Raw genomic sequence first — 21,640 nt, forward strand, 5'->3', positions numbered from 1 at the left:
GACCGGCCCCCGGCCGGACGGCGTTGGCCACCGCCCCGGCCGGGGGCTCACGGACTCATGGTGTCGGGTGTCCAGGTGTTCCTGTCAGGGGCGTGTGGCTCCCGGAGATCCGTTGGTGACGGCGACCACCCCCACGATTCCGGCACTCGCGCCGAGCCCGCCGCTGCCGCCGGGCCGGCCCGCGCCGCCATTGCCGCCCTCGGAGGTGCCGCCGGTGGGGGCGGAGAGGGGACCGTCGTTGCCGTGGCCGCCGTTGCCGCCTTCCGAGCCGGTCTGGCGGGTCTCGCCGCCAGTGCCTCCCTGGAGGGCGACGCGGCCGGTCATGACGATGGTCTCGTCGTTGGCGTCGCCGCCGTTGCCGCCCTCGCCGTTGGAGAGCCCGAAACCGCCGTTCCCTCCGGTCACGTTGACCTGATTGACCAGGAGGGACAGCACCCGGGTCCTGATCGTGCCGTCGTTGCCGATGCCGCCCGCGCCGCCGTCGGAGTCCGGAGTGGTGCCGAACTGGGTCTGCCCGGCGTTGCCGCCGGCGCCGCCGATGACGGTGATCGAACCGGCGCTGGTGATGGTCCCTTCGCGGTTTCCCGCACCGCCCGCGCCGCCATCGCTGCTGGTCCCGCCGCGCCCGCCGTTCCCACCGCTGACCGTGACGGTGTTGTTGCCACCGCCGCCGTCGATGGTCCCGGTGTTGCCGTACCCGCCGACGCCTCCGGGGAGGGTGTCCTCGGTGACGCGGCCATTGCCCCCGTCGACGGTGATTCTGTCGTCTCCCGTGCCCCCGTTGACAGTGCCGCTGCTGCCGTCCCCGCCCCTGCCGCTGCCATTTGTCGTCCCACTCTGGATGGAGATGTCGTCGTTCCCCGATCCGCCGTTGACGTTTCCGCGGTTGGCCGTCAGGCCCCCGGAGGGCCCGTCGACCACAATGCGGTCGTCACCCGCTCCGGCGTTGATGGTCGTCCCCGGGCTTACCCCGTCCCTGCAGAGGATCAGGTCGTTCTCGCTGGTGCCGTTGATGGTCTCGCTGACGGTCGTACTGTTGTTGACAAGACAAAGGGTCGTTTCGGCCGACGCCGTCCCCGGCACGGCGACCAGGAGGGCGCACGACGTCGCGAGCACCCCGCCGACGGCGACAGCGCGCCGCCGGACCCGCCCCCATCGCCCCGGCGACAGACCCGCGGGGGCAGGGGAGAGCGAGAGGGTTAAGGGGAATCGAGGTGTGTTCATGGAGGGGACCGCCTTGCTGTTCAGGAGCCCCGGCTCAGGGCCCGGTACCGGTCGAACACCCGTCTCCGGGGTGCCACGGGCACCACACCCGTCATGCGCCCCGAGCGGACTACCTGCCCCGTACCCGACCTCGGCCACCAGACGCCCCGACACGACCAGGTCCAGCATCCGGTGGAAGCGACACTCGCCCGGACACGCCGGGCGCGCACGGCCCGCACCCCGGCACACAGACCGGCGCGCGCAGGCCGCTTTCTGCGGAGGTGATCGCTGCCGGCCGAACACGCCGAACGGGATACGTACCCCGAAACCGCCGAGACCGCCCACGCCTGCCTTCACCACCCTCCAGCAGAGCGAACTCCCCGGCCCCCGGGCTCAACCGCGGACCGTGCGGTGACCAAGACCGTCGAGATCCTTCGCCCCAGGAGGGCGCGGGCGGAGTTCGCGCAGTGGATCGCGGTCCTTTCGCTGAGGCCGAAGACCTCGGCACGGCGCAGTGGGTCGGGGCCGTGGGTGAGAGCCTCGTCGAGCGGACGGCCCGCGCGGAGCCATTGCGGGGTGCCGGTCTGGCCGCGCAATGCGGGTCCGGCGACCGAGTCTTTGCCGATGGGGCCGGTCCCCAGTGCTGTCTGCTTGTTGACCAGCAGGTGGAGGGGACTACCCCCGCGTGGGCGGGGCGGACTGTTCCTGGCCGGGTGGTGTCACGTGATTATGCTGCTCTGCTTTACCTGCTTCACGGCGGTTCCCCGGGTGCTGCTGTGCTCGGCTCTGGTGACGTCGGGATCGGGATCACCGTACCCGCAAGTGCGGGTGTGGTGTTGTCAGTTCCTTGTCGCCGTCTCCCGGACCACCCCCAGGGTTGGGCGCGCGAAGTCCACGTCCGCTCAGCTTCACCCGTGCGATCACCGTCGTGGTGGTGTCGGCGTGGAGCGGGCAGGCGCCGAGTGCGGGCAGTCGGTGTGTCCGCGGCACGGACCGGGCCTGCTTGGTGCTGGGGCGGTCCGCTTGCACAGCCAGCCGTGCCGTGAGCAGGTACTGCGCGATGTGCTCCCTCGCCGCGTCGGCCGCTTTCGCCGCCGCCGCAGCCGCAGCCGCAGCCGCAGCCGCAGCCGTCGGGAACGGCGGCCAGGGCGCGGCGCTGCGCTTCCTCGCTCGCGATCTGCCGGTCGATGGCGGCGTCGCGGGGATCGGCGGTGCTCCGGTCGCGGACGAGGCCGGCGCAAGGCCGGGAGGCGAAGCCATAGGCCATCAGGGCTTGTTCCGTGGAACCAGGACGCTCCGATCTTCCTCTACCGGGGCGGCGCCGGGGGCGGTTGGCTCTGCCGGGGCCGTGCACCGCCCGCCGTCCGGCGGACGGTCCTTTGTGTGATCAGGAGGTTGGGTCAGTGAGGATGAAGAGACTCGGGAAGGCCGCCGTGGTCGCCGCCACGGTCGTGGGCGTCGTCGCGGGGACAGCGGGCACCGCCCAGGCCTCCCCCAGGGTCATGACCTTCAGCCAGTGCGACAAGCCGGCGATCACAGCCGAGCCCCTGGCGGGCGGCGGGTGGAACGGTGGGCTGGCCCTCTGCGGCGGAGGCTTCGGCCACAAGATCGCCAGCTACCTCTACTCCGACGGCATAAAGCAGGACTTCTTCGTCGGCGCCGACTACGCGGTCTGGACCGCCTGGTACGACTACAGCGGCCCTGATGCAGGATTGCGCAGTCTGGCCTCGCTGGGCGGCAAGGTCACCTCACAACCCGTCATCAGCGCCCACAGCGGCAACTACCTTCAGCTGAAGGCACGCGGCACGGACGGCAAGAACTGGTACAAGGAGCGCTACTCCAACGGAACCTGGAGCAACTGGTACCGATAGACCCGGACGGCGGGGGTGCGGGCTGCCGACTCCCGCACCGCCGCCCCGGTGCCCATGAACCCGGCCCGTTGCCGTGAACGACCGGCTCCGGGCCGGACTGTGGGCACAGTGAGATCCCCTTACGGCTCCGGGGTCCGGGCAGTCAGCCGGCAGTCCAGTGGCGCGCCGCCACCGCGCTGCTCCACCCGGGCGAGTCATCGAGAATCAGCTCCGGGTCGGTGACGCCCGCGGCTTCCAGGAAGACCTGGAGATCATGGTCGGAGAACGCCGCTCGGTGACGGCCTGGCCGTGACGGAGCGCCGAGCCGTCACGGCGCTGCGGGCGTTCTGGCCCGGACCGGGTGGTGTCCGCTGCCGCCGCGTCGAAGTTCTCAGCGCTCGGGGGCGCCAACGTGATCCGGTTGGCTGTGAGTTCACGGAGCCGGGGGCACGTCTGACGGCGGTCGGCCGTTCCTCCCGGGTTCGGGGAGGAACGGCCGGTGTTGGGCCGGTGTCCGGCGTGTCAGGTGCAGTTGATGACGAGTGCGGTGGTGGCGGTGCAGGTGCGGGACGCGCTGTCGTTGGCGGGGTTGGGGTCGGTGGGGGTGCTGGTGGTGCGGGTGGCGGTGACGGTGTGGGGGGTGCCGAGACTGAGGGCGGCGACGGGCACGGTGATCCGGCGGGTAGTGTCGGCGCCGGGGGCGAGGGCGGTGGTGGTGCAGGTGGCCTTGCCGGTGGTGAGGGTGCAGTCGGGGCTGGTCGCCCCTGTGGGACTGGGCAGGTCCAGGGTGACGGTGGCGGAGGCGAGGGTGCGGGGTCCGTGGTTGGTGAGGGTCACGGTGTAGTCGATGCGGCCGTTGAGCAGGCCGGGGCGGGGAGTGGCGGTCAGTTCCACTCCGAGGTCGGCGGTGGGGCGCTCGGCGATGGCGATGTCGACGGGGGTCGTGCCCACGGGGATGCCGCTGGTGGTGTGGGTGGCGGTGTCGATCACGGAGACGGTGGCCGAGTTGCCGTTGGCGGTGTAGACGTGGCCGCCGTCGGGGGTGACGGCCACTCCCCTGGGGGTGTTTCCGGAGGCGGTGGTGGCGGTCACGGTGTTCGTGGCGGTGTCGATCGTTGCGATGGTGGCGCCCTGGCCCCGGGAGACGTACACGTGCGCGCCGTCCGGTGATGCGGCGACGTCGTAGGGGCCGTCGGTGAGGGGGACGGTGGCGGACACGGCGTTGGTGGCTGTGTTGATCACCGCGACGGAGTTGGAGAAGGGGCGGGTGACATAAGCGCGGGTGCCGTCGGGGGTGAAGGTGACGCTCTGGGGGAATCCGCCGACGTTGATGGTGGCGGTCACGGTGTTCGTGGCGGTGTCGACCACCGATACGGAGCGGGCGTTGTAGTTGGTGACGTAGGCGCGGCTGCCGTCCGGGGAGACGGCCACCTCCTGCGGGGCGCTGCCGACCGTGATGGTGGCGGTCACGGTGCCGGCCGCGGTGTCGATCACCGTGAGGCGTTCGAGGGAGCTGTTGACGACATAGGCGCGGGTCCCGTCGGGCGAGACGGCGATGCCGCCTGCGCCGTTGCCGACGGGGATGGTCGCGGTGACCGTTCCGGTCGAGGTGTCGGTCACGGTGACGGAGCCGGCGTTCCCGTTACTCACGTAGAGGCGGGCTCCGTCCGGGGAGGCGGCCACGCCTTTGGGGCCGTCGCCGACCGAGAGGGTGGACGTGACGGTTTCGGTGGCGGTGTCGATCACGGAGACCGTGTCGTCGCTGTAGTTGGTCACATAGGCGAGCGGCGCTTCAGCCGCGGTCGGTGCCGCGGGTGCGGCGGGGGCGGGGTGCGCGGCGGGGGCCATGGCGGTCAGCGAGGCCATGGCCAGGCCGCAGGAGGCAGCGATCGCGAGGAGCCGGCGGGCGGGCTGCTTCCAGGGCCGGTCGGATGCGGTGGGCTGGCTCATACAGAGGTTCCTCTCCCATCGGGCCCGGCGTGGGACCAGGTGGCCAGGTGGCCGGCCGGTGGCCCGTGTGGTGGTGTCGTGGACGTGGGTCGTACGGTGGTGTGGCGTGGTGTCGACAAGATGTGCGGCCTCGATTCGGGCCGGTCCGCGCAGGGAGCCCCCTGGCGGCGGGAGCCGTCTCGTCCCGCCCCGGCGAACCTCGGGCGACGCACCACCGGCACCCGCCCCCTGCGCCATCGGGCATGGCGCCCGCCCACCACTGTGGTGCCTCCCCCGCCGGTCCGATCGCGATCACCGGCACAACCATCCGAACGGATGATCATGCGGTCATGTGTTCAATCCGTCGGCCTGCGCTGCCCCCGCAGATCAGTGAACAACCAGCCTGGCACAGGGGCTGGTCGTGGCGAAGGCGGACAGAACCCGGCCGGACCAGTTCAGACCGGGCCGGGGCAGCCGCCGCCGGAGGCACGCCGGGGAACCGGTTGCGCGCCGCGATCCACGCGGTCGATGACCTCGGGGCGACCCCCGCGTGGGCGGGGCTGACAGCTGTAGCGCGTCCGTGTCGATCCGGTCGGAGGGGCGACCCCCGCGTGGGCGGGGCTGACACTTCGCGACCTGGGGTTCTTTCACGTGATCATGCTGTTTTGCTTGACCTGCTTCGCGGCGGTTCCCTCGGGCGCTGCTGTGCCTGCTTCGGTGTCATCGGGCTGGAGGTCACCGTATCCGCCAGTGCGGTCGTCGTGTTGCCGGTTCTTCATCGCCGTCTCCCCGGGCCGCGCGCAGGGGTTGGCGTGCGAGGTCTGCGCCGGTCAGATCCGCCTCGGTGCTCATGTGATCGCGGTCCTGGTGGTGTCGGCGTGCAGCGGGCGGGCGGGGGCGATCAAGAGTCCGGACAGACCGATTCCGGCACCGCGGACGGAACCCGCGCGGGCGGCGTGGACTGGCCCTATGGCGCACTCAGTTTGGGTGCGGTGGTGGCGATGAAGGCGCCGTTGGGGCGGTCCGCGGTGGGCTGTGCGGCATGCCGGCTGTGGGCCGCTGCCCAGGTCTCCTGCCGGGCGACGGCGAGGGCGGCGGCCAGGTCGAGGCCGAGGACGGTGATGCCGGGCAGTGCGGCCAGGTGCTCGGCCGTGCCGGACCGTGCGCGGTCGGCTTCGACGAGTGCGCATGCGGGAACGCGGAGGAACCAGCCCGGCTCGGGGTGGGCCCGGTGGACCGGCAACCCCCGTACCGGCGGGCCGCCTCTCCCCATGGCACTCAGAACCAGTGCACGCAGTGTGGGGGGCTCTCTGTACGGAACAGCGCGTCCGCCACGGCGGACGCGCCCGGATGGTGGGCCCGGATGTGTCCCGCGCGGACGAGCGTGCTGGGGGCGATGCCGCCCAGGTAGAGCGAGCTCAGGTCGCGCACGTCCAGCGACAGATCGGGGTGGCGGTCCGTGGGGGCACAGGACGCTCTGCCCTGGCGGACGGTCAGCAGATAGCGGCCGTGTGCGCCGAGGAACGGATCGTCCACGTCGAGGACGAGGTCGCCGTCCGCGGACCAGCCGCGTGCTGTCAGGGCGCGAGGGACATCGAGGATGCGCACCCACAGCCAGTCGGCGTGCTCACCGACCTCGCCCGCCCGGAAGTCCGCGAGCCGCCAGCGCAGCGGGTGCTCGGGCGGGACGTGCCGGAACACGGCCCGTGAGACCAGGTCGTGCCCGAGAACGAACCGGGCCAGAGCCGTGAAGACCGCGTCATCGGTGGCGATGGTCTCGTCGACCGTCAGGGTGCCGCCCTCCCCGATCGAGTAGCTGGCGTACCCGTCCGCCACGCCGTCGGCGTCCCGGTGGACCGCGATGTGGCGCGGTGACGAGGAGACCGGCGCCTGCCCCGCTCCCCGCGCCCACCAGCGGTGCGGCCGGGACAGCGCGCCGGGCTGGGCGCGGCGGTACCGGTCGTACACCTCTTCGAGTACTCCGCCGCACGCGGAGCGCCGCATCACCTCGACCGTGCCGCCGGCCGTGGCGGACACCGGTGCGTCGGCCGACGCGCGCGGCCGGGGCTCCGCGAGGGCGGCCCGGTGGCGCGGCACCGTCAGCCGGGTGGTGAACGTCGCCGGTCCGTAGCCGAACCTGCCGTAGATCGGAGCCTCGGAAGCCAGCAGTACCGAGAGGAACTCTCCCCGGGCCCGCACCTCGGAGAGCTGCCGCCGCATCAGCGCGCCGAGCACGCCGCGCCGCCGGTGCGAGGGCAGGACGCCGACCGCGCTCACCCCGGTGACGGGAGTGACGTGCCGGCCGGGCAGGGTGAGTTCGAAGGAGTACGCGGCGGCGGTGCCCACGGGCCGGCCGTCCTCGGACAGGGCGAGCAGGCCGCGGTCCATTTCGAGCGCCGACCACCAGCGCCCGCCCTCCGCGACAGGGGCCTCGGGAAAGTGCCCGAAGGCCGTGTGGACCGTGTCGACGAAGACCTCCAGGTCCTCGTCGGCCGTGGATCGGATCTCCATCGCTGTCGCTTCCTTCCCGGAGCACCCGCACAGTGGATCATGGTGTTCGTTCATGGGTGTGGCGTCGCGTCCCGCTCGTGCGGACGGCCGATGGTCACCGCGCCGCGGAAGTCCTGCGGCGAGAGGACCGACATCGTGTCGAGCGACGCGTCGGACACCGGCAGGAGATGGGCGTCGACCCAGGTGTCACCCGTCGTCGCGTTGCTCCACGGATCGTCGATCACGATGGCGCCGGGCACGACACTGTGACAGAGCACCCAGTGCGGCACGTCGAACCCCTGCATCCCGGCGAGCGAGAGCAGGAGCAGTACGTGCTCGCCCCGGCCGATCGATGCGCGGACCGCGCTCAGGGAGAGACGGCTGGGGTCCACGGGGACACCGGCGCGCTCCGCGTCCTTCCTGGAGGCGCGCTGGAGCAGGGCACGCCACTCCCGATCGTTCTCCGACAGGTGGTCGAGCAGCACCGGCCGGTCGGCGTCCAGGTGGACCCTGACCGGTGACGAGGGCCGGGCCCGGTGCACGGCGACGCCCAGCCCGACGGGTTCGCACGCGGGGAAGTTGGTGGCGTCGCGCCAGAGCGTCAGCTCCGCCTGCCGGTCGAGTTCTTCCCACTCCAGCGCGCCCGCGTGCGCCCGGGCGACCAGAGCGGTGACGGCTCCGCAGGTGAAGTGCGTGGTCTGTCCGTAGTACACAGGCGTGGTCGTGACGCCTCCGCGCAGCCAGCGGACGTATCCGGCAGCCGGCCCCGCCGCACCCTCGGGTGGCGTCAGCGGAGTCCTCAACCCGGTGAATCCGGTGGCGGCGACGTCCTCGGCACGCGCCGTCCACCCCTCCCACTTGACCTGTGCGAGCCCTCGGCGGGCCGCGAGGGCGACAACCGCGTCCACGGCGGCCCGCACGTCGCCGACGGCGTCGACGATTTTCAGATAGGCCGTGTTCGGGCGTGCTGTCACGAGCGCCGCGGCGGCCCATCCCTCGCGGTCGTCTCCGGGAACGGCCACGAGACGAGGCGCGTGGGCGGAGCGGTCGACGGCACGCCAGCGCTCCGACACCTCATCACCGGCGAGGGGCACCAGCCCGGGCGGCGGCGCGTCCGGCTCGTAGGGGACGACGAGGCTCTCCACGGGGCGCACGGGCCCGGTGGGCCGCTCGGACGGTTCATGGCGGGGCGGCATTCCGGTACTCCTGGCGGGAGAGGCGAGGGACAGAGGGGGGAAGGAGAGGGCTGAAGCGGTGGGCGCGGACCCCGCCCCCGCCGTGGGGTCACGCGCGGGACTTCCGGAGCACCCACACGAAGTACGGTCCGCCGACGAGCGCGATCATGAGGCCCGCCGGCACTTGGGCGGGGGCGACGACGGTACGGCCGAGGGCGTCGGCCACACACACCAGCACGCCACCGAGGACCATCGCGACCGGGATGGAACGGCCGTGCCGGGCGCCCACCAGGGATCGGGCGAGGTGCGGGGCGACGAGCCCCACGAAGCCGACGACGCCGACGGCGACCACGCTGAGCGCCGCGAGCACCGCGGCGATCGCCAGCGCGGTGAAGCGGGTGCGCTCCACCCTGACTCCGACGATGCGCGGGGTGTCCTCGTCGACGGCGAGCAGATCGAGCCGGCCGCGCAGGGCCAGCAGTACGGGCAGGGCGAGCGCCAGGCCCACCGCGACCGGGACGACGTCGGGGAAGGTCCGGCCGTAGGTGGTACCGGAGAGCCAGGTGAAGATACGGGGGGTGTTGTACGGGTCCGCGCGCAGCAGCAGGAAGGTGGTGACCGCGCTGAGGCCGTACCCCATGCCGATGCCGATCAGTACGAACCGGTCGGGCAGGAAGCCACCGCGCCAGGCGAGCAGGGCGATCACCGCGAACGTGATCAGCCCGGCCGCGACCGCCACCACGACGAGGACCGTCCGTCCACCGGACAGCCCCGAGGTCGCGACACTCGCCGCGCCGAGACCGGCGCCCGCCGTGATGCCGAGCAGTCCGGGCTCCGCCAGAGGATTGCGTACCGAACTCTGCACGACGCAGCCGGCCAGTCCGAGGGCCGCACCGGCCAGGATCGCGGCGGTCACGCGCGGGACCCGGTCGTCGAGCGCCTGGCCCACCAGGTCCGGAGCCGTGCCCTGGAGCCACAGGACGATGTCCCCGGTCCGCAGCCACAGGCTTCCGGCGAGGACGGCCACGAGGGCCGCTCCGGCGAGCAGCGTCACCGCGCCGGACGTGACGAGGAGGAACGCACGGCGCGAGCGTGCGGCGACCCTCGCGGGCGGGGGCTGCCGGATCTGCCCGGTGTCGCGCAGCCGCAGGGCGAGGACCACGATCACGGCGGAGCCGAGCAGCGCGGTCGGTACGCCGGTGGGGATGGAGGCGGCCCCGTCCGCCCCCTGGATCGCCCGCAGGACCGCGTCCGCGAGCAGAATGAGCAGCGCGCCGAGCAGCCCGGCCGCGGGGATCAGGAACAGGTGCCGGCGCAGCGTGTGGACGCGTCCCGCGATCAGCCGGGCGAGGACGGGGGCGCCGAGACCGACGAAGCCGATCGGACCCGCCAGGGTCACCGCCGTGCTGGTCAGCAGTACCGCGCAGATCACGGCGGTCACACGGGTGGTTCGGATCGGCACGCCGAGGGTGGACGCGGCGTCGTCGCCCAGGTGCATCACGTCCAGCCGTCGGGACAGTGCCAGAGCCAGGCACAGCGTCACGGCGACGAGAGGGGCGGCGCGTACCGACGCGTCGATGTTCAGCTGCGCCAGCGAGCCGCTCCCCCAGGCGAAGAGACCGGTCGTGTTCTGGTCGAACAGGATGAGGAACATCCCGGTCGCCGCGTCCAGGGCCATGGCCGTCGCCGATCCGGCGAGGACGAGACGGGTGCCCGCGGTGCCCGCGGCGCGGCCCGAGAGGAGCAGCACGAGTGCCGCCGCGACGAGGCCTCCCGCGAAGGCGACGGCGCCCGACGCCCACAGCGGGACGGTGAGGCCGAGGGCGGCGACGAGCGCGAGGGTGAAGTAGGCCCCGGACGTGACCGCGAGGGTGTCGGGTGAGGCGAGCGGGTTGTGGGTGACGGACTGGAGCAGCGCGCCCGCGCAGCCGAGGGCGAAGCCGACGGCGATGCCCGCGAACAGCCGCGGCAGGCGCGAGCCGGTGAGGATCTCGCCGACGGGCGCCTCCTGGGCGCCGCCCGTCCCGGCGAGGTGGCGTACCAGGTCGCCCACGCCGACGCCCGACGTCCCCTGTGTCAGATGCCACAGGCCGGTGAGCACGGTCGCGACGAGGAGGAGTGCCAGGACGGCTGCCCCGGCGGGGCCGCCGCCGAGCCGGGCGGGGGGCAGTGGCCCCGGCTCGGGGGCCACCGCGCGTACCGTGCTCACTTCTTGTCGAGTACGTTGACGTAGGCGTCGATCGCCTGCGCGCAGGAGCGCGGGCCGCCGGCGCCCCAGACCCGCGCCGGGAACGCGTGGGCGCGGCCCTCCTTCACGGCGGGGAGCTTCTTCCAGATCGGGTTCTTGCTCAGCGCGGCGACGTAACCGCCGGCGCCGTCGTCGTTCGCGTGGAAGAGGTTGGCGTTGCCCACGGAGGTGAGCCCTTCGACGTCGGTCTGGGCCAGGCCGTAGGCGGCGTCCACACCCCCGTCACCGTGCTTCTTGTTGACGTCGTTGGTCCACGCCGGGGTCATGCCGAGTTCCTTGCCGATCTCGGTGAACAGGGCGCCGTCCGCGTAGGGGCGTACGGTCAGGTTGCCTCCCTCGAGCCAGCCGTCGAAGAACAGGAAGTCCTTGGTCGGCAGGTTCGCGTCGGCGACCCGCTGCTTCGCCGTCGCGAGGTGCTGGTCGAACTCCTTGAGCACCTGGTCCGCCCGGTCCGTGCGCCCGGTCGCCTCGCCGATCATGCTGAACACCTTCCGCATGTTCCCGATCGGGTCCTTCGGGTCCGCTCCCCGGGTGGCCATCACGGGAACACCCCTCTTCTCCAGCTTCTTGATCATCTCGTCCTGGGCGCCGAAGGCCTCGACGACGATGAGATCGGGCTTGGCCGCGTAGAGGGTGTCGAGATCGGGCTCCTCCCGGGTGCCGATGTCCGTCACACCGGCAGGCAGCTTCTCCGCGCTGGTCCAGGTGCGGTATCCCTTGGCGTCGGAGACGGCGGTGGGGGTGACGCAGAGGGTCAGCGCGTCTTCGACCTGCTGCCATTCGAGGACCGCGATCCGCTGGGCGGGCTTGTCGAGCTGTATCTGGCGGCCGACGCCGTCCTTGAAGGAGACCGGCTTCGTCGAGGTGGTCGTGGTGTCCTGGGCGCAGTCCTTCGACGCGGGGGGCGCCTCGGTGCCGCTGCGGGCCGTCGCCTTGTCGACGTCGGTCGTTCCGCAAGCGGTTACGGCAACCAGCGCGAGGCCGGTCGAGGCTGACAGCGCCAGGCGGCGGGCACGGTTCATGGGGATTCCTCTTTCGCGGGTGAGGGGAGTGATGAGGGTGGGGAGGAGGGTGGGGAGGGCGGCGCGCAGAAGGCGCGTCGGTGCCTCCGGGGGCAGCGCGGTGATTCCGGGGCGGCTCGTCACGGGTGAAACGGCCGATGCGGCGCTCCGGGAGGCGCGCCACCGCGTTCAGGAGAGGTGACGTCCGAGCGGATCGATGCGGAGCCGCCCCGTTCGGGGGTCGGCGTCCACCGCGACGCGGATGTCGTAGACCTCTCCGATGTTCTCGGCGGTGAGGACATCGGCCGGTGCGCCGGCCGCGTACACCCGGCCCGAGCGCATGAGGACGACGGTGTCCGCGATCCGGGAGGCCTGATCGAGGTCGTGCAGCACGATCCCCACCGCGATGCCGTGTTCCTCGACGAGGTCCCGAACCAGGTCGAGCGTCTCGAACTGGTAGCGCAGGTCGAGGTGGTTGGTCGGCTCGTCGAGCAGGACGACCCCGGTGTCCTGGGCCAGGCAGGCCGCGAGCCAGACACGTTGCATCTCCCCGCCGGAGAGTTCTCCGACCTGCCGTGCGGCCATGTCCCGCACTCCGGTGACCCCCATGGCGCGGTCGACAGCGCTCCGGTCCTCGGCGCTCGGTCCGGCGAAGCCGCGCCGGTGGGGATGGCGCCCGAACGCGACGACCTCCGCGACCGTCAGGCCCTGGGGAACGGGCCTCGCCTGGGAGAACAGAGTGACCTCGCGTGCGAACTCCTGAGAGCTGAGCAGGGCCGCGTCACGCTCGGACTCCCCCTCGGCGCCGCCGAGCGTCACCCGGCCGCCGTCCACCCGGTGCAGTCGGGACAGCGCGCGCAGCAGCGTGGACTTCCCACTGCCGTTCGGCCCCACCAGGGCGGTCGCCCGGCCGGGTTCCAGGGCGACCGAGACACCGTGCACGACAGGCTTGCCGTCGTAGCGCAGCACCAGGTCGTGCCCGTTGAGCGTGACCACCGGAGCCGCGGCGGGGTGGGCCGCGGGCTTCCCGGCGGACCGGAAGAGACTTGTGAACACGAGGATGTCCGGACGGTCGGAGGGCGGGGACTGCGGCAACCTCTGTCCGATGTCACCGGGCAGGCCGCGCTCGCCCGGGCACGGCAGCACCGCACACGGAGAACAGCAACTAAGGGTTACCTAACCCGGTGAAGCTTATATTCCGCTTGCCGTGGCGACAATCCGGAGTTCTGGTCACACGATACGGAATTCCGGACACCCCGACGAACCGGCCACCGCACCGGAGAACGCGCCCGGCGTGGTCCCCATGACCCGCCGGAAGGCGACGATGAAGGAGCTGGGCTGCGCGTAGCCGAGCACCTCGGAAACCGTCGCCACGTCAAAGCCCTCGGCGAGAAGCATCAGGGCCCGGTGCACCCGCAGCATCTGGCGCCACTGGGCGAACGGAAGCCCCGTCGCCTGGCGGAAGGCACGGGTGATCGTACGGTCGCTGGTCCCCAGCAGCCGCGCCCACTCCTCCAGCGAGCGGCCGTCCGAGGGATCGTCCAGCAGGGCCTCGGCGATGGCGTCGATCCGCGGATCGCCGGGCAACCGCAACGCGAACTGGCGCTCCGATGGCCGGATCACATCGAAGACCACGGACTCCGCCCGCGCCCTCGCCCCCACGCCGAGGTCCGCAGCGGACAGATGGGTCAGCAGCGACTCCAGCAACGTCGTCATCGTGATCGTCATGGGCTGCGTGAACGCGAACGGTGTGTGAGCGGGAGCGAAGAAGGCGCTGAAGAACTCCGCGCCCGCCGTCGACCGGCCCTCGTGGACCATTCCGGCGGGCATCCACAACCCGTACCCCTCGACCACGGTGTGGACACGGTCACCCACGCGGGACGTCAGCGTTCCCCCTCGCACCCAGACCAGCTCATGCAAGGGATGCGCGTGGGCCGACCACTCCGTGGGAGCGGGAATGATCCGGGACGCGGCGAGGATGGCGGACGCCGAGTCGGGGAGCGGCTCGACTCCCCGGACCACGGTGCCCGCCTCGCGCCGCCACATCCCGGGGGGTGCTTGAACCATGACGAGAAGTGTATCGGCGTGCCGGTCCGGACCTATTTCGCATCTTTTGCCCATGTGGAGGGGCAGTCCGACGGCTCGGTGCGGCGGACGAGCGAGTGGTGCGGGTGGTGGGGGTGGCGGGCAGGGCTCTGCAGACCTTCCCGGTGTCACCGGACGGCTCCCGGGTCCGCGTCGCCGGGAGCCGTCCGGTGCCACCGCGAGACCTCGGCCTCGACACCGGCCGGGATGGCCGCGATCACCTCACCGGTGACGGTGTCGACCGCGAGCGAGTACCTGATGGGTGTTGACGTGGACACATACGCCCGTCGGATGCCCGGCACTGCCGACACCGCACCCGCGGCGGCGGCCGGCTCGCCCCCGCCCGTCTGCCCCCAGTGGCCGCGTCCGGCCACCTCAGAGATCCTCACCCCGCGCCGGAACCTCATGACGCGCAGCGCGGTACGGACTCCGGTACGGACTCCGGTACGGGCCGAACCTGCCCCGGCCCCCGCGCGGGGGCTGATGGAGCGCTTCCGGGTTGCGGACGGCCGGAGAAGGAGGAGCGGGCAGGGAGACCGATGGCTGCACCATGTGTCCGCCCGGATGGCAGGCTGCCCCTAGCCAGTCCATCAACTGGTCTCTTCTGTACGGAGGTTCAGTCATGCTCAGGTCGCGTCGATCGGTCATCGCGGTGTTCGTCGCGGTTCTCACGGCGGGTTGTGGCGGTGGCCCGGACGGCATGTCCCCGGGCGATGAGGAACCGCCTCCGGCGTCAAGGAGCGCCGGACAGAAAGACCCGGATCAGGCCACCCGGAGTGACCCCCCGAGGCGGAGCGTCGAGCTGACCGACGGCGATGGGTACCGGTACCGGACGCCGTTACCGGTGCTGGGGCTGCGCCCGCAGTTCCTGGATCAGTCCGCGCCTCCCGGACAGACGTTCCTCTACGTCGACCTGACACTGGAGAATCTTCAGTCCGACCGCACCGCGAGGCCCAGTACGCTGACCGACGGCTTGATCTTCACCGGCCGGCCGGGCCACGGCGCCGGTGACACGCTCTGCGCCGACGCCAAGCAGGGGTGCGGCGCGGGGACCCGGTGCGAGCACCGCGACAGGACCGATTCCGACGGACGCCCGGAGGAACTGGACGACGCATGGGCACCCATGCCCGCCGCGGCGACCTACAGCCTCCGCTGCTTCCGGCCGGAGCCGGTATCCGAGCCCGTCGACCTGAAGCGGATCGATCTTTTTCTGCAGACCCTGAAGACCGAGAACGGTATCGGGTTCGGCGTGCCCGAATACACCAAGGTTCCGCCCTGAAGCCCGCCCGGCGGTGAGCGGGGCGGTCCCGGCCGGTGCCGCGGCGGCCGGGGTCGCTGCTGCGGCGCCGGCGGGTGCGGCGAGGGCGGCAGGGTGGGCGGCCGTGCAGGCTGCGATGACCGGGAGGGCGAAGCACTTGTCTGGTACCTCAACACAGCTCATATTCGAACAGGTGCACCATTCGACTTTCGACTATGGCTGAGCCCGATTTCCCTCCGGACCTCCGCGACACGCGGACCCGCCTCCGCCGGGTGCGGGCCGAGGGGCGAGTACAGCGCGCTGTGCCCGCCGGGAGCTGCCCTGGCCGGTGGAGCCCGATGCCCGGGTGGGAGGGCGACAAGCAACTCCACTCCGAACTCCGAGCGGACCGGCAGGATGCGCCGCCGGAGGACCGGGGTGGCGCGGCTGCACGGGGTGCTGCTGGAACTGGCCGAGCAGGTGACGACGCACCCGTTCCGGCAGGAGCTGCGCGGGCCGGATCTCGTTGAGGCCAGGATGGCGCTGCAGCGCACCGCCACTGCCACCGGCGTCGGCGTCGGCGTCGGCGTCGGGCCTGCGGCGCCTGAGAGCTGAGTACCGTGCTCGGGCGCCGGACGCCGACCGGCGGGAGATGCTCTGGTTTCTGCGCCGAGTCCGGACGCAGGACGACCTGAAGCGGACCGAGTGCTGGATCGGGGACGCGGACCAGCGTCAGGTTCGCCACTCCCCACGGCCGGCCCGTGGCCGGCCCCGGCCAGGCGGCCGGACTCGCCGACTCCCGCACCCGGCTGGGCCGTGGAGAAGAGCACCGCCGGGCCGATCCGTCCGCACACCGGCGGGTGCTGGGTACCCACTCCCGGCAGCCGGGCCCTGATCTGCGACGAAGCCCGCCGGGCTCTCGCCGAAGGTCTGCCCGCATGCTCCGAGCCGGGCCGGATGTCGCCCCGGACTCCGTCGACTGACGACGTCGCGGCACGGCCCGGGCCGCTTGAGGAGCCGCGGGCCCGCGAGGGGTTGTGCCGCGTACGCTGTCGGACTATCCCCGCGCGGGCGGGGCGGACCTTGGGGCAGATCGTCAACGCACGCCGAGGACTGGACTACCCCCGCGCGGGCGGGGCGGACACTTCCTGACCTGCGGTTCTTTCACGTGATCATGCTGTTTTGCTTTACCTGCTTCACGGCGGTTCCTCCCCGGGTGCTGCTGCGTCAGCTCCGTTGGCATCGGGCTCGGGGTCACCGTATCCCCAGAAGTCGTCCTCATGTTGCCGGTTCCTCTGCGCCGCCTCCCGGGCCACGTTCAGGATTGGCGCATAAGATCCGCGCCACTCAGCTCCACCTCGGCGCTCACGCGATCACCTTCCCTGCGGTGCCGCCGTCCAGCGGGTGGGTGGGGAGTGCGGACAGCCGGTCCAGCCGCGCCGCGAGCAGGTACTACGCGGTGCGCTCGCTCGCCCTGTCGGCGGCCTTCGCCGCCGCCGAGATGGCACCCGCGCCGGTCGGGTTGTGCCGGCACCGGCACTGATTCTGCTCGGTCCGGTAGCCCGGCGGGCTTCCGTCTCAGCATTCTCGGTCTGGCCGAGCCGTTCCAGTGTGCTGCTGTGGTACTCCGGACCAGTCCTACCCCACCGCCTGGAGCGCGGCGAAGGCGAGCGTGGCCGCCGCGACCGGTTCCCTGTTCAGCTCGCCCGGCTCCGCCCGGCCCAGAAACTCGCGGCGGGTGCGGGCGATGTCGGCCGCCGGCGACGCCGCGACATCCACCGCGTCGGTCAGGTCGGCCACCCGGGTGGCCGCGACGAGCCCAGCCTCCACGGTGAGGGCCTCAGCGCGGCACCGGTAGCCGCACGCCTCGCACACCCCCCGGCCCGCCGCTGCCCGGAACCCCGCGCCCGCCCGGGCCTACCGGACCGCGTCGGCAGCCGCTGCGGCCGCGCCTTCGGCTTCCGCTCGCTCCTGGTAGGCCGCACGGGCGACATCGCGCAGCCGCTCCTCAAGGGCGCGCCGGCGCTCATCGTCGGCCAGGCCGAGCAGCTCCCGATCGATCTCCGCGCCGATGAGGGCGGCAGGGGACGCCCCCGTGCAGCGGCTGGTTCCCAGTGGGTCATTGCCAGAGGCATGCAGCGTGTCTCGGGGTAGTGGCCGTTGGCGTTGGCCCAGGCCTGGGCAGCACCGGCGACGCGATCAGCAGGTCCCTCGGACAGATGGGAGGGACTGCGAGACGCTCAAGTACGGACCGTACCTCCGACGGGCCGACCCTGCCCCATCGGCGCAGCTTCTTCCAGTTGCGTGAGGGCCGGACCAGGATCAGATATTCGGTGTTCCGCGCGCCCCGTGAGGACACAAGATGGTGCGCATGACTCTGGCCACGCCCGTACTGCACACCGCTCGCCTGCGACTCCGGCCCTTCACCGACGCTGACGCGGGCCTTCTCTTCGCGCTGCACAGCAGCACCTGCGTGATGCGCTACTGGGACTCCCCGCCGTGGACCGAACATGCCCGCGCGGAGCGTTTCATCGCGATGTGCCGGATGGTGGCGGACGAAGGCACCGGGGCGCGGATGGCCATCGACCGTGCTTCTGACGGGGCCTTCGTCGGCTGGTGCGGTCTGACCGAATGGGACGAGGACCACCGCAGCGCGTCGTTGGGCTACGTCCTCGACGATGCGATGTGGGGCCACGGCTACGCGACGGAAGCCGCGCACGCCGTGCTGGAGTGGGCATTCGACACACTGGACCTGAACCGAGTTCAGGCCGAGGCCGATACGCGCAACGTGGCATCTGCCCGGGTCCTGGAGAAGATCGGTTTCGTGCGTGAAGGGACGTTGCGGGAGGACTGTGTGGTGAACGGCGAGGTCTCCGACTCGTGGGTGTTCGGTTTGCTCAGGCGAGAGTGGCGGCCGACGGCCGTGACGATTCCAGCCCGTGAAGCGCGGCGTTAACTCCGTTTCTGGTCGTGGCCTCGTCCGGGTTGGGTGGGGAAGCCTTGGCGTGTGAGGCGTCCGAGGCGGCTGCGGGTGATGTTGACGGTCGCCTCGTCGGTGGGCATGCCGAGAAGTTCGTGCACGAAGGACCCCGCCGCCCGGCCGAAGGGGGCGTCCCCGGCGGTGCCGGCCCCTCTCGACCGCACCACGCTCACCGGCCGCATCGAGGACGGCGACCGCAGGGACGGCAGCCCCGTCGCTCGACTCCGAATCAACGCCCCGACCACCAACCAGAGGGACAAGGCACATGACCGGTCAGATGTTCCGCTCCATCGACGAACAGGGCCACCAGCACTTCTTCCGTTGCACCGAGGTCACCACCGACGACACCGGCCAGAGCATTATCAAGGGATACCTCCGCTCCGGCGTCGACGGGAAGGAGAGCCCCTGCATCCTCGGCAGTGACGCGTGGGACCGCGATGCCTGGACTCCGTTCACCCCCGACCCGACGCTGACATGGACCGTGGAGCAGCTCAGCGGCGGCACCTGGACCGCAGTCGACGGCGACACCACTCCCCGGACCAAGGCCGGCGCCCTCGATGTCGCCCGCGTCGCCCTGGCCGCCCACCTCATGGACATAGGGGAGCAGCCCGGCCCCGGGACGTACCGCGCCGTCGTCCAGGACGGCGGGCCGCCGACCGTCGTCACCGAGGCAGACCTCACGGCCTGTCTCCGCGAGCGCGGGCACCACGGCCCCGTGACCACCCGGACAATCTGGAGCCTGGAACGCGAGGCGTTCATGGCCCTCCCCCAGCAGACACGGCAACGCCTCCACCAGCGCTAGCAGCAGCACTGGGAAGGGCCCGTCACCACAGGCACGGTGACGGGCCCTCCGGCATGTCTCGACCTGCCCAGGGCCGGACTTTCCGAAGTCTTGCTGTGAGATCTCACCACTACGCCCGGGCCGGGAACATCCGGTTCCATCCGTACTCAAGCGCGGGGCTGGTCCTGGCTGTCGAAGTCGAACCCGGCGCCGGACCCCAGCCGTCGACGAGCGTCCGCCGCGCCGCCCGACCGAGGGCTGGTGATCGGTGACACCCGCTGGTGCTGCGCCCTCGTACCACCCCGCGCGGGCGGGGACGACCGTACGTCTGCCCATGTAGACCGCCTGTGCTACGGACCACCCCCGCGCGGGCGGGGACGACCTTGACCCCCGGCCCACCGTCGACCCCGTCGGAGGACCACCCCCGCGCGGGCGGGGACGACCGGGTTTCCTGAACTCCGGCCACAGGACAACCCGGACCACCCCCGCGCGGGCGGGGACGACACTTCCTGAGCTGGGGCGTTGTCACGTGATCATGCTGTTTTCCTTTACCTGCTTCAGGACCGCTCCGCAGGCGCCGCTGTTGTGCCGACTCCGGTGTCATCGGGCTCGGTACACCGTATCCGCCTGCGTGGCCCTTGTGCCGCCGGTTGCGTGGACCGCTCTTTCGCATTCGGCACCAGGGTCGCACTGGAGGTCTTGCCGATTCCTGCCGCGCCGGCGGGCCTCGGACCGTTGGTGCGGCGTGGGTCGGGTGGGCTCGGCGTCCAAGTGCTGCTCGACCACGGTCTCGTCGCGCGGGCGGGGCGGACCGCCCGGTCGGCTGGGCATAGCGGTGTACATCGACGCGGAGTCGGGCCGTCACGCCCTCGGTACAGCGCGGCCACGATGACGTCAACGGTCCCAGAACGGGGCGTGGGTACGAGCGGGTGTGGGCGGCGGCGGCCCGGTTGTGCTCCAGGTTCGGACCTGGGCGTGATACCCGGGGCAGCGGGCACCGCATTCCGTGCCGGGCGGTCAGGGGAGCGGCGCGGCCGTCGGCGTCTCAGTGCCAGGCGCGGTCCACGCCAGTGGGGTTGTCGCCCCGGACCGGGCCGATGAAGTCCTCCATGATGCCGCGCAGTCGCTCCACGCGGGCACGGTCGAGCATGAACTCGCGGAATCCGCGCGGGTCGGTGTTGCGGTACTGGTTGATCGGCTTCCAGCCGGGAATCTGCACGTCCCTGCGGGCCGGCCACTGGGCCGATGCCTGCTGGGCCTGCCGCGAGAGCCGGTAGCTCATGTACAGCCTCGCCGCGGCGGGGTGCGGGGCGTCCTCAAGGATCGCTCCGGTCTGGTACCACGCCTGGAAGAAGTCCTCCTTGGGCAGGATGAATCTCATCGAGTCGCCCGCGGGCGGGTTGAGGTAGTAGAAGGAGGTGAACGTCGCCGCCCGTTCACCCGACCCGATGACCGCCAGTGGCGTCGCGGTGCCGCGCACCCACAGCGGGTTCTGCGCCACCAGCTTCTCCAGCCAGCCGTAGCCGTGCTTGGCGATGATCCGCTCGAACTGGAACAGGACGGCGTCGTCGTCGTGCGGATAGGTCAGTACGATGCGGTCCTTCAGGTCCGGGCGCAGATAGTCGGTCGCCTCACGCGGGGCCTGCTCCTCGGGGATGACTTCCGTGTCGACGACGTTGGAGAACGCGAAGACGAACAGGGCGTAGTAGGTGCCGTCGGGGTCCACGAAGTCCGGGTCGACCTGATCGAGGCCGTCGGGACGGTACGGCTGGAGCAGGCCGTGCCGCTTCCAGTACGGGAAGTCGTTGACGGTCTGCACGTGCACCACGTCCACGCGGTTGTCCCCGCGGATGTGCTGTGCGTCGATCCGCGCGTTGTGGAACTTGCTCAGGTCGACGGTGACCTCGATGTCGATGTCGGGGAACATCTCGCTGAAGCCGGCCGTGTACATCCGGGCCTGCTCAGGAGCGTCCCCTCCGGCGTACACGACCAGCCCGCCTCCCTCGGCCCTGGCCCGCTCGTACAGCTCCCGCAAGTGTGGGTCGGTGGTCATCGCCTTCTCCTTCTGTCGTCGTGCTCCGTGCGCGTGCCCGCCGTGCGGGCGGGCCGGACCCGTCCGGGTGGGCGCGGCCCGTCTCGCCACGGCTTTCCCGACGCCGTCCAGGCCGTCCAGGCCGTCCAGGCCGACCAGTCCGTCCAGGCCGACCAGTCCGTCCAGCCCGTCCAGCCCGTCCGCGGCATCCGGGCTGTACTGGGCGTTGGCGTCAGCGTCGGCGGAGATGTCGCTCCAGGTCGGTGCCCCCGGTCGGGCCGTCCGTCGGCGAGCATCCGCCGGCGCTGCTCACCACACGCGGCACGAGGCGGTTCCCGTGCTCGGCCAGTCCGCTGTCCCCGACCCGGAGCAGGTCCGTGCGGAGCTACCGGGCTGCCGTCCGCGCTGGCCCGGGCGTGCTCGTGGCGGAAGTACGCCGCCGCCGGCGAGGAGGCGAGTTCGCGCAGCGCCTCCGGCCCGTCGGCGGCCGGCGCGCTGTGCTGCGTGTACGCGGGGACGATCCACCGGTCGACCGCAGAGGGTTCCTTGTCCCCGAGCAGCTCACCGACGGTCCGGAGGACCGACTCCGTGCTGTTGTTCACGCTCCGCTTCCGTTCTTCCGGGGGCGG

Annotated in this window: 19 protein-coding genes and 1 pseudogene; 7 read left to right on the top strand and 13 right to left on the bottom strand. The window is 71.8% G+C overall.

Annotation, left to right across the window (positions count from 1 at the left end):
• Positions 1-84: 84 nt before the first annotated feature.
• Positions 85-1,116 carry a hypothetical protein gene (locus ACWCRA_RS20745; RefSeq protein WP_451068261.1) on the bottom strand — a complete coding sequence of 344 codons (1,032 nt, stop codon included), beginning with the start codon at positions 1,114-1,116 and terminating at the stop codon, positions 85-87.
• A 1,490-nt stretch (positions 1,117-2,606) separates the two neighbouring features.
• Here ACWCRA_RS20745 and ACWCRA_RS20750 point away from each other — a divergent pair.
• The gene (locus ACWCRA_RS20750) at positions 2,607-3,074 is read left to right on the top strand and encodes a hypothetical protein (protein WP_451068262.1); all 468 of its coding nucleotides are present in this window, start codon (positions 2,607-2,609) and stop codon (positions 3,072-3,074) included.
• Positions 3,075-3,575: 501 nt separating this feature from the next.
• Here the strand turns inward: ACWCRA_RS20750 and ACWCRA_RS20755 are convergent.
• The 10 genes and pseudogenes from ACWCRA_RS20755 to ACWCRA_RS20800 form a co-directional block, all read right to left on the bottom strand.
• The gene (locus tag ACWCRA_RS20755; RefSeq protein WP_451068263.1) at positions 3,576-5,003 is read right to left on the bottom strand and encodes a beta-propeller fold lactonase family protein; all 1,428 of its coding nucleotides are present in this window, start codon (positions 5,001-5,003) and stop codon (positions 3,576-3,578) included.
• Positions 5,004-5,629: 626 nt separating this feature from the next.
• A complete protein-coding gene (locus tag ACWCRA_RS20760) occupies positions 5,630-5,761 on the bottom strand; it encodes a hypothetical protein (protein WP_451068264.1) in 132 nt (43 codons plus the stop codon).
• Between the two features lie 188 nt (positions 5,762-5,949).
• Entirely contained in the window at positions 5,950-6,255 is a 306-nt protein-coding gene (locus tag ACWCRA_RS20765) for a hypothetical protein (RefSeq protein WP_451068265.1), read from the bottom strand.
• 5 nt (positions 6,256-6,260) lie between these two features.
• Positions 6,261-7,493: a GNAT family N-acetyltransferase gene (locus ACWCRA_RS20770; protein WP_451068266.1), complete on the bottom strand. Its 1,233-nt coding sequence runs from the start codon at positions 7,491-7,493 to the stop codon at positions 6,261-6,263.
• Positions 7,494-7,543: 50 nt separating this feature from the next.
• On the bottom strand, positions 7,544-8,668 hold the full coding sequence (locus tag ACWCRA_RS20775; RefSeq protein WP_451068267.1) for a peptidase C39 family protein: 1,125 nt from the start codon (positions 8,666-8,668) through the stop codon (positions 7,544-7,546).
• An 88-nt stretch (positions 8,669-8,756) separates the two neighbouring features.
• Positions 8,757-10,856, bottom strand: a complete 2,100-nt coding sequence (locus ACWCRA_RS20780) for an iron ABC transporter permease (RefSeq protein ID WP_451068268.1) — start codon at positions 10,854-10,856, stop codon at positions 8,757-8,759.
• The gene (locus ACWCRA_RS20785) at positions 10,853-11,917 is read right to left on the bottom strand and encodes an iron-siderophore ABC transporter substrate-binding protein (RefSeq protein ID WP_351554328.1); all 1,065 of its coding nucleotides are present in this window, start codon (positions 11,915-11,917) and stop codon (positions 10,853-10,855) included. The genes ACWCRA_RS20780 and ACWCRA_RS20785 overlap by 4 nt, the downstream gene beginning before the upstream one ends.
• A 168-nt stretch (positions 11,918-12,085) precedes the next feature.
• Positions 12,086-12,952: an ABC transporter ATP-binding protein gene (locus ACWCRA_RS20790; protein WP_351554325.1), complete on the bottom strand. Its 867-nt coding sequence runs from the start codon at positions 12,950-12,952 to the stop codon at positions 12,086-12,088.
• Between the two features lie 116 nt (positions 12,953-13,068).
• Positions 13,069-13,942, bottom strand: a pseudogene (locus tag ACWCRA_RS20795) (helix-turn-helix domain-containing protein).
• Positions 13,943-14,109: 167 nt separating this feature from the next.
• On the bottom strand, positions 14,110-14,259 hold the full coding sequence (locus ACWCRA_RS20800; RefSeq protein ID WP_451068269.1) for a hypothetical protein: 150 nt from the start codon (positions 14,257-14,259) through the stop codon (positions 14,110-14,112).
• 566 nt (positions 14,260-14,825) lie between these two features.
• On the opposite strand from ACWCRA_RS20800, the gene ACWCRA_RS20805 reads away from it, so the two are divergent.
• From ACWCRA_RS20805 to ACWCRA_RS20820, 4 genes are all read left to right on the top strand, one after another.
• Entirely contained in the window at positions 14,826-15,260 is a 435-nt protein-coding gene (locus ACWCRA_RS20805) for a hypothetical protein (RefSeq protein WP_451068270.1), read from the top strand.
• A gap of 396 nt (positions 15,261-15,656) precedes the next feature.
• On the top strand, positions 15,657-15,833 hold the full coding sequence (locus tag ACWCRA_RS20810; protein ID WP_451068271.1) for a hypothetical protein: 177 nt from the start codon (positions 15,657-15,659) through the stop codon (positions 15,831-15,833).
• A 201-nt stretch (positions 15,834-16,034) separates the two neighbouring features.
• Entirely contained in the window at positions 16,035-16,370 is a 336-nt protein-coding gene (locus ACWCRA_RS20815) for a DUF6233 domain-containing protein (RefSeq protein WP_451068272.1), read from the top strand.
• 172 nt (positions 16,371-16,542) lie between these two features.
• A complete protein-coding gene (locus ACWCRA_RS20820; protein WP_351554314.1) occupies positions 16,543-16,761 on the top strand; it encodes a hypothetical protein in 219 nt (72 codons plus the stop codon).
• Positions 16,762-16,856: 95 nt separating this feature from the next.
• Here ACWCRA_RS20820 and ACWCRA_RS20825 read toward each other — a convergent pair whose 3' ends face one another.
• Positions 16,857-17,048 carry a hypothetical protein gene (locus ACWCRA_RS20825; protein WP_451068273.1) on the bottom strand — a complete coding sequence of 64 codons (192 nt, stop codon included), beginning with the start codon at positions 17,046-17,048 and terminating at the stop codon, positions 16,857-16,859.
• Positions 17,049-17,589: 541 nt separating this feature from the next.
• Between ACWCRA_RS20825 and ACWCRA_RS20830 the strand changes: the two genes are divergently transcribed.
• Together ACWCRA_RS20830 and ACWCRA_RS20835 are read left to right on the top strand one after the other, a co-directional pair.
• Positions 17,590-18,174 carry a GNAT family N-acetyltransferase gene (locus ACWCRA_RS20830; RefSeq protein ID WP_451068274.1) on the top strand — a complete coding sequence of 195 codons (585 nt, stop codon included), beginning with the start codon at positions 17,590-17,592 and terminating at the stop codon, positions 18,172-18,174.
• Between the two features lie 289 nt (positions 18,175-18,463).
• On the top strand, positions 18,464-19,000 hold the full coding sequence (locus tag ACWCRA_RS20835) for a hypothetical protein (RefSeq protein ID WP_451068275.1): 537 nt from the start codon (positions 18,464-18,466) through the stop codon (positions 18,998-19,000).
• A 1,024-nt stretch (positions 19,001-20,024) separates the two neighbouring features.
• On the opposite strand, the gene ACWCRA_RS20840 is transcribed toward ACWCRA_RS20835, so the two are convergent.
• Positions 20,025-21,032, bottom strand: a complete 1,008-nt coding sequence (locus ACWCRA_RS20840) for an ABC transporter substrate-binding protein (RefSeq protein WP_351554303.1) — start codon at positions 21,030-21,032, stop codon at positions 20,025-20,027.
• Between the last annotated feature and the right edge of the window lie 608 nt (positions 21,033-21,640).

This window comes from Streptomyces sp. NPDC001889, assembly GCF_053594535.1.

Coding starts and splice junctions, on each gene's coding strand:
- ACWCRA_RS20840 (WP_351554303.1), bottom strand. CDS start 21,032: ATGACCACCGACCCACACTTGCGGGAGCTGTACGAGCGGGCCAGGGCC.
- ACWCRA_RS20835 (WP_451068275.1), top strand. CDS start 18,464: ATGACCGGTCAGATGTTCCGCTCCATCGACGAACAGGGCCACCAGCAC.
- ACWCRA_RS20830 (WP_451068274.1), top strand. CDS start 17,590: ATGACTCTGGCCACGCCCGTACTGCACACCGCTCGCCTGCGACTCCGG.
- ACWCRA_RS20755 (WP_451068263.1), bottom strand. CDS start 5,003: ATGAGCCAGCCCACCGCATCCGACCGGCCCTGGAAGCAGCCCGCCCGC.
- ACWCRA_RS20785 (WP_351554328.1), bottom strand. CDS start 11,917: ATGAACCGTGCCCGCCGCCTGGCGCTGTCAGCCTCGACCGGCCTCGCG.
- ACWCRA_RS20765 (WP_451068265.1), bottom strand. CDS start 6,255: ATGGGGAGAGGCGGCCCGCCGGTACGGGGGTTGCCGGTCCACCGGGCC.
- ACWCRA_RS20760 (WP_451068264.1), bottom strand. CDS start 5,761: ATGAAGAACCGGCAACACGACGACCGCACTGGCGGATACGGTGACCTC.
- ACWCRA_RS20770 (WP_451068266.1), bottom strand. CDS start 7,493: ATGGAGATCCGATCCACGGCCGACGAGGACCTGGAGGTCTTCGTCGAC.
- ACWCRA_RS20775 (WP_451068267.1), bottom strand. CDS start 8,668: ATGCCGCCCCGCCATGAACCGTCCGAGCGGCCCACCGGGCCCGTGCGC.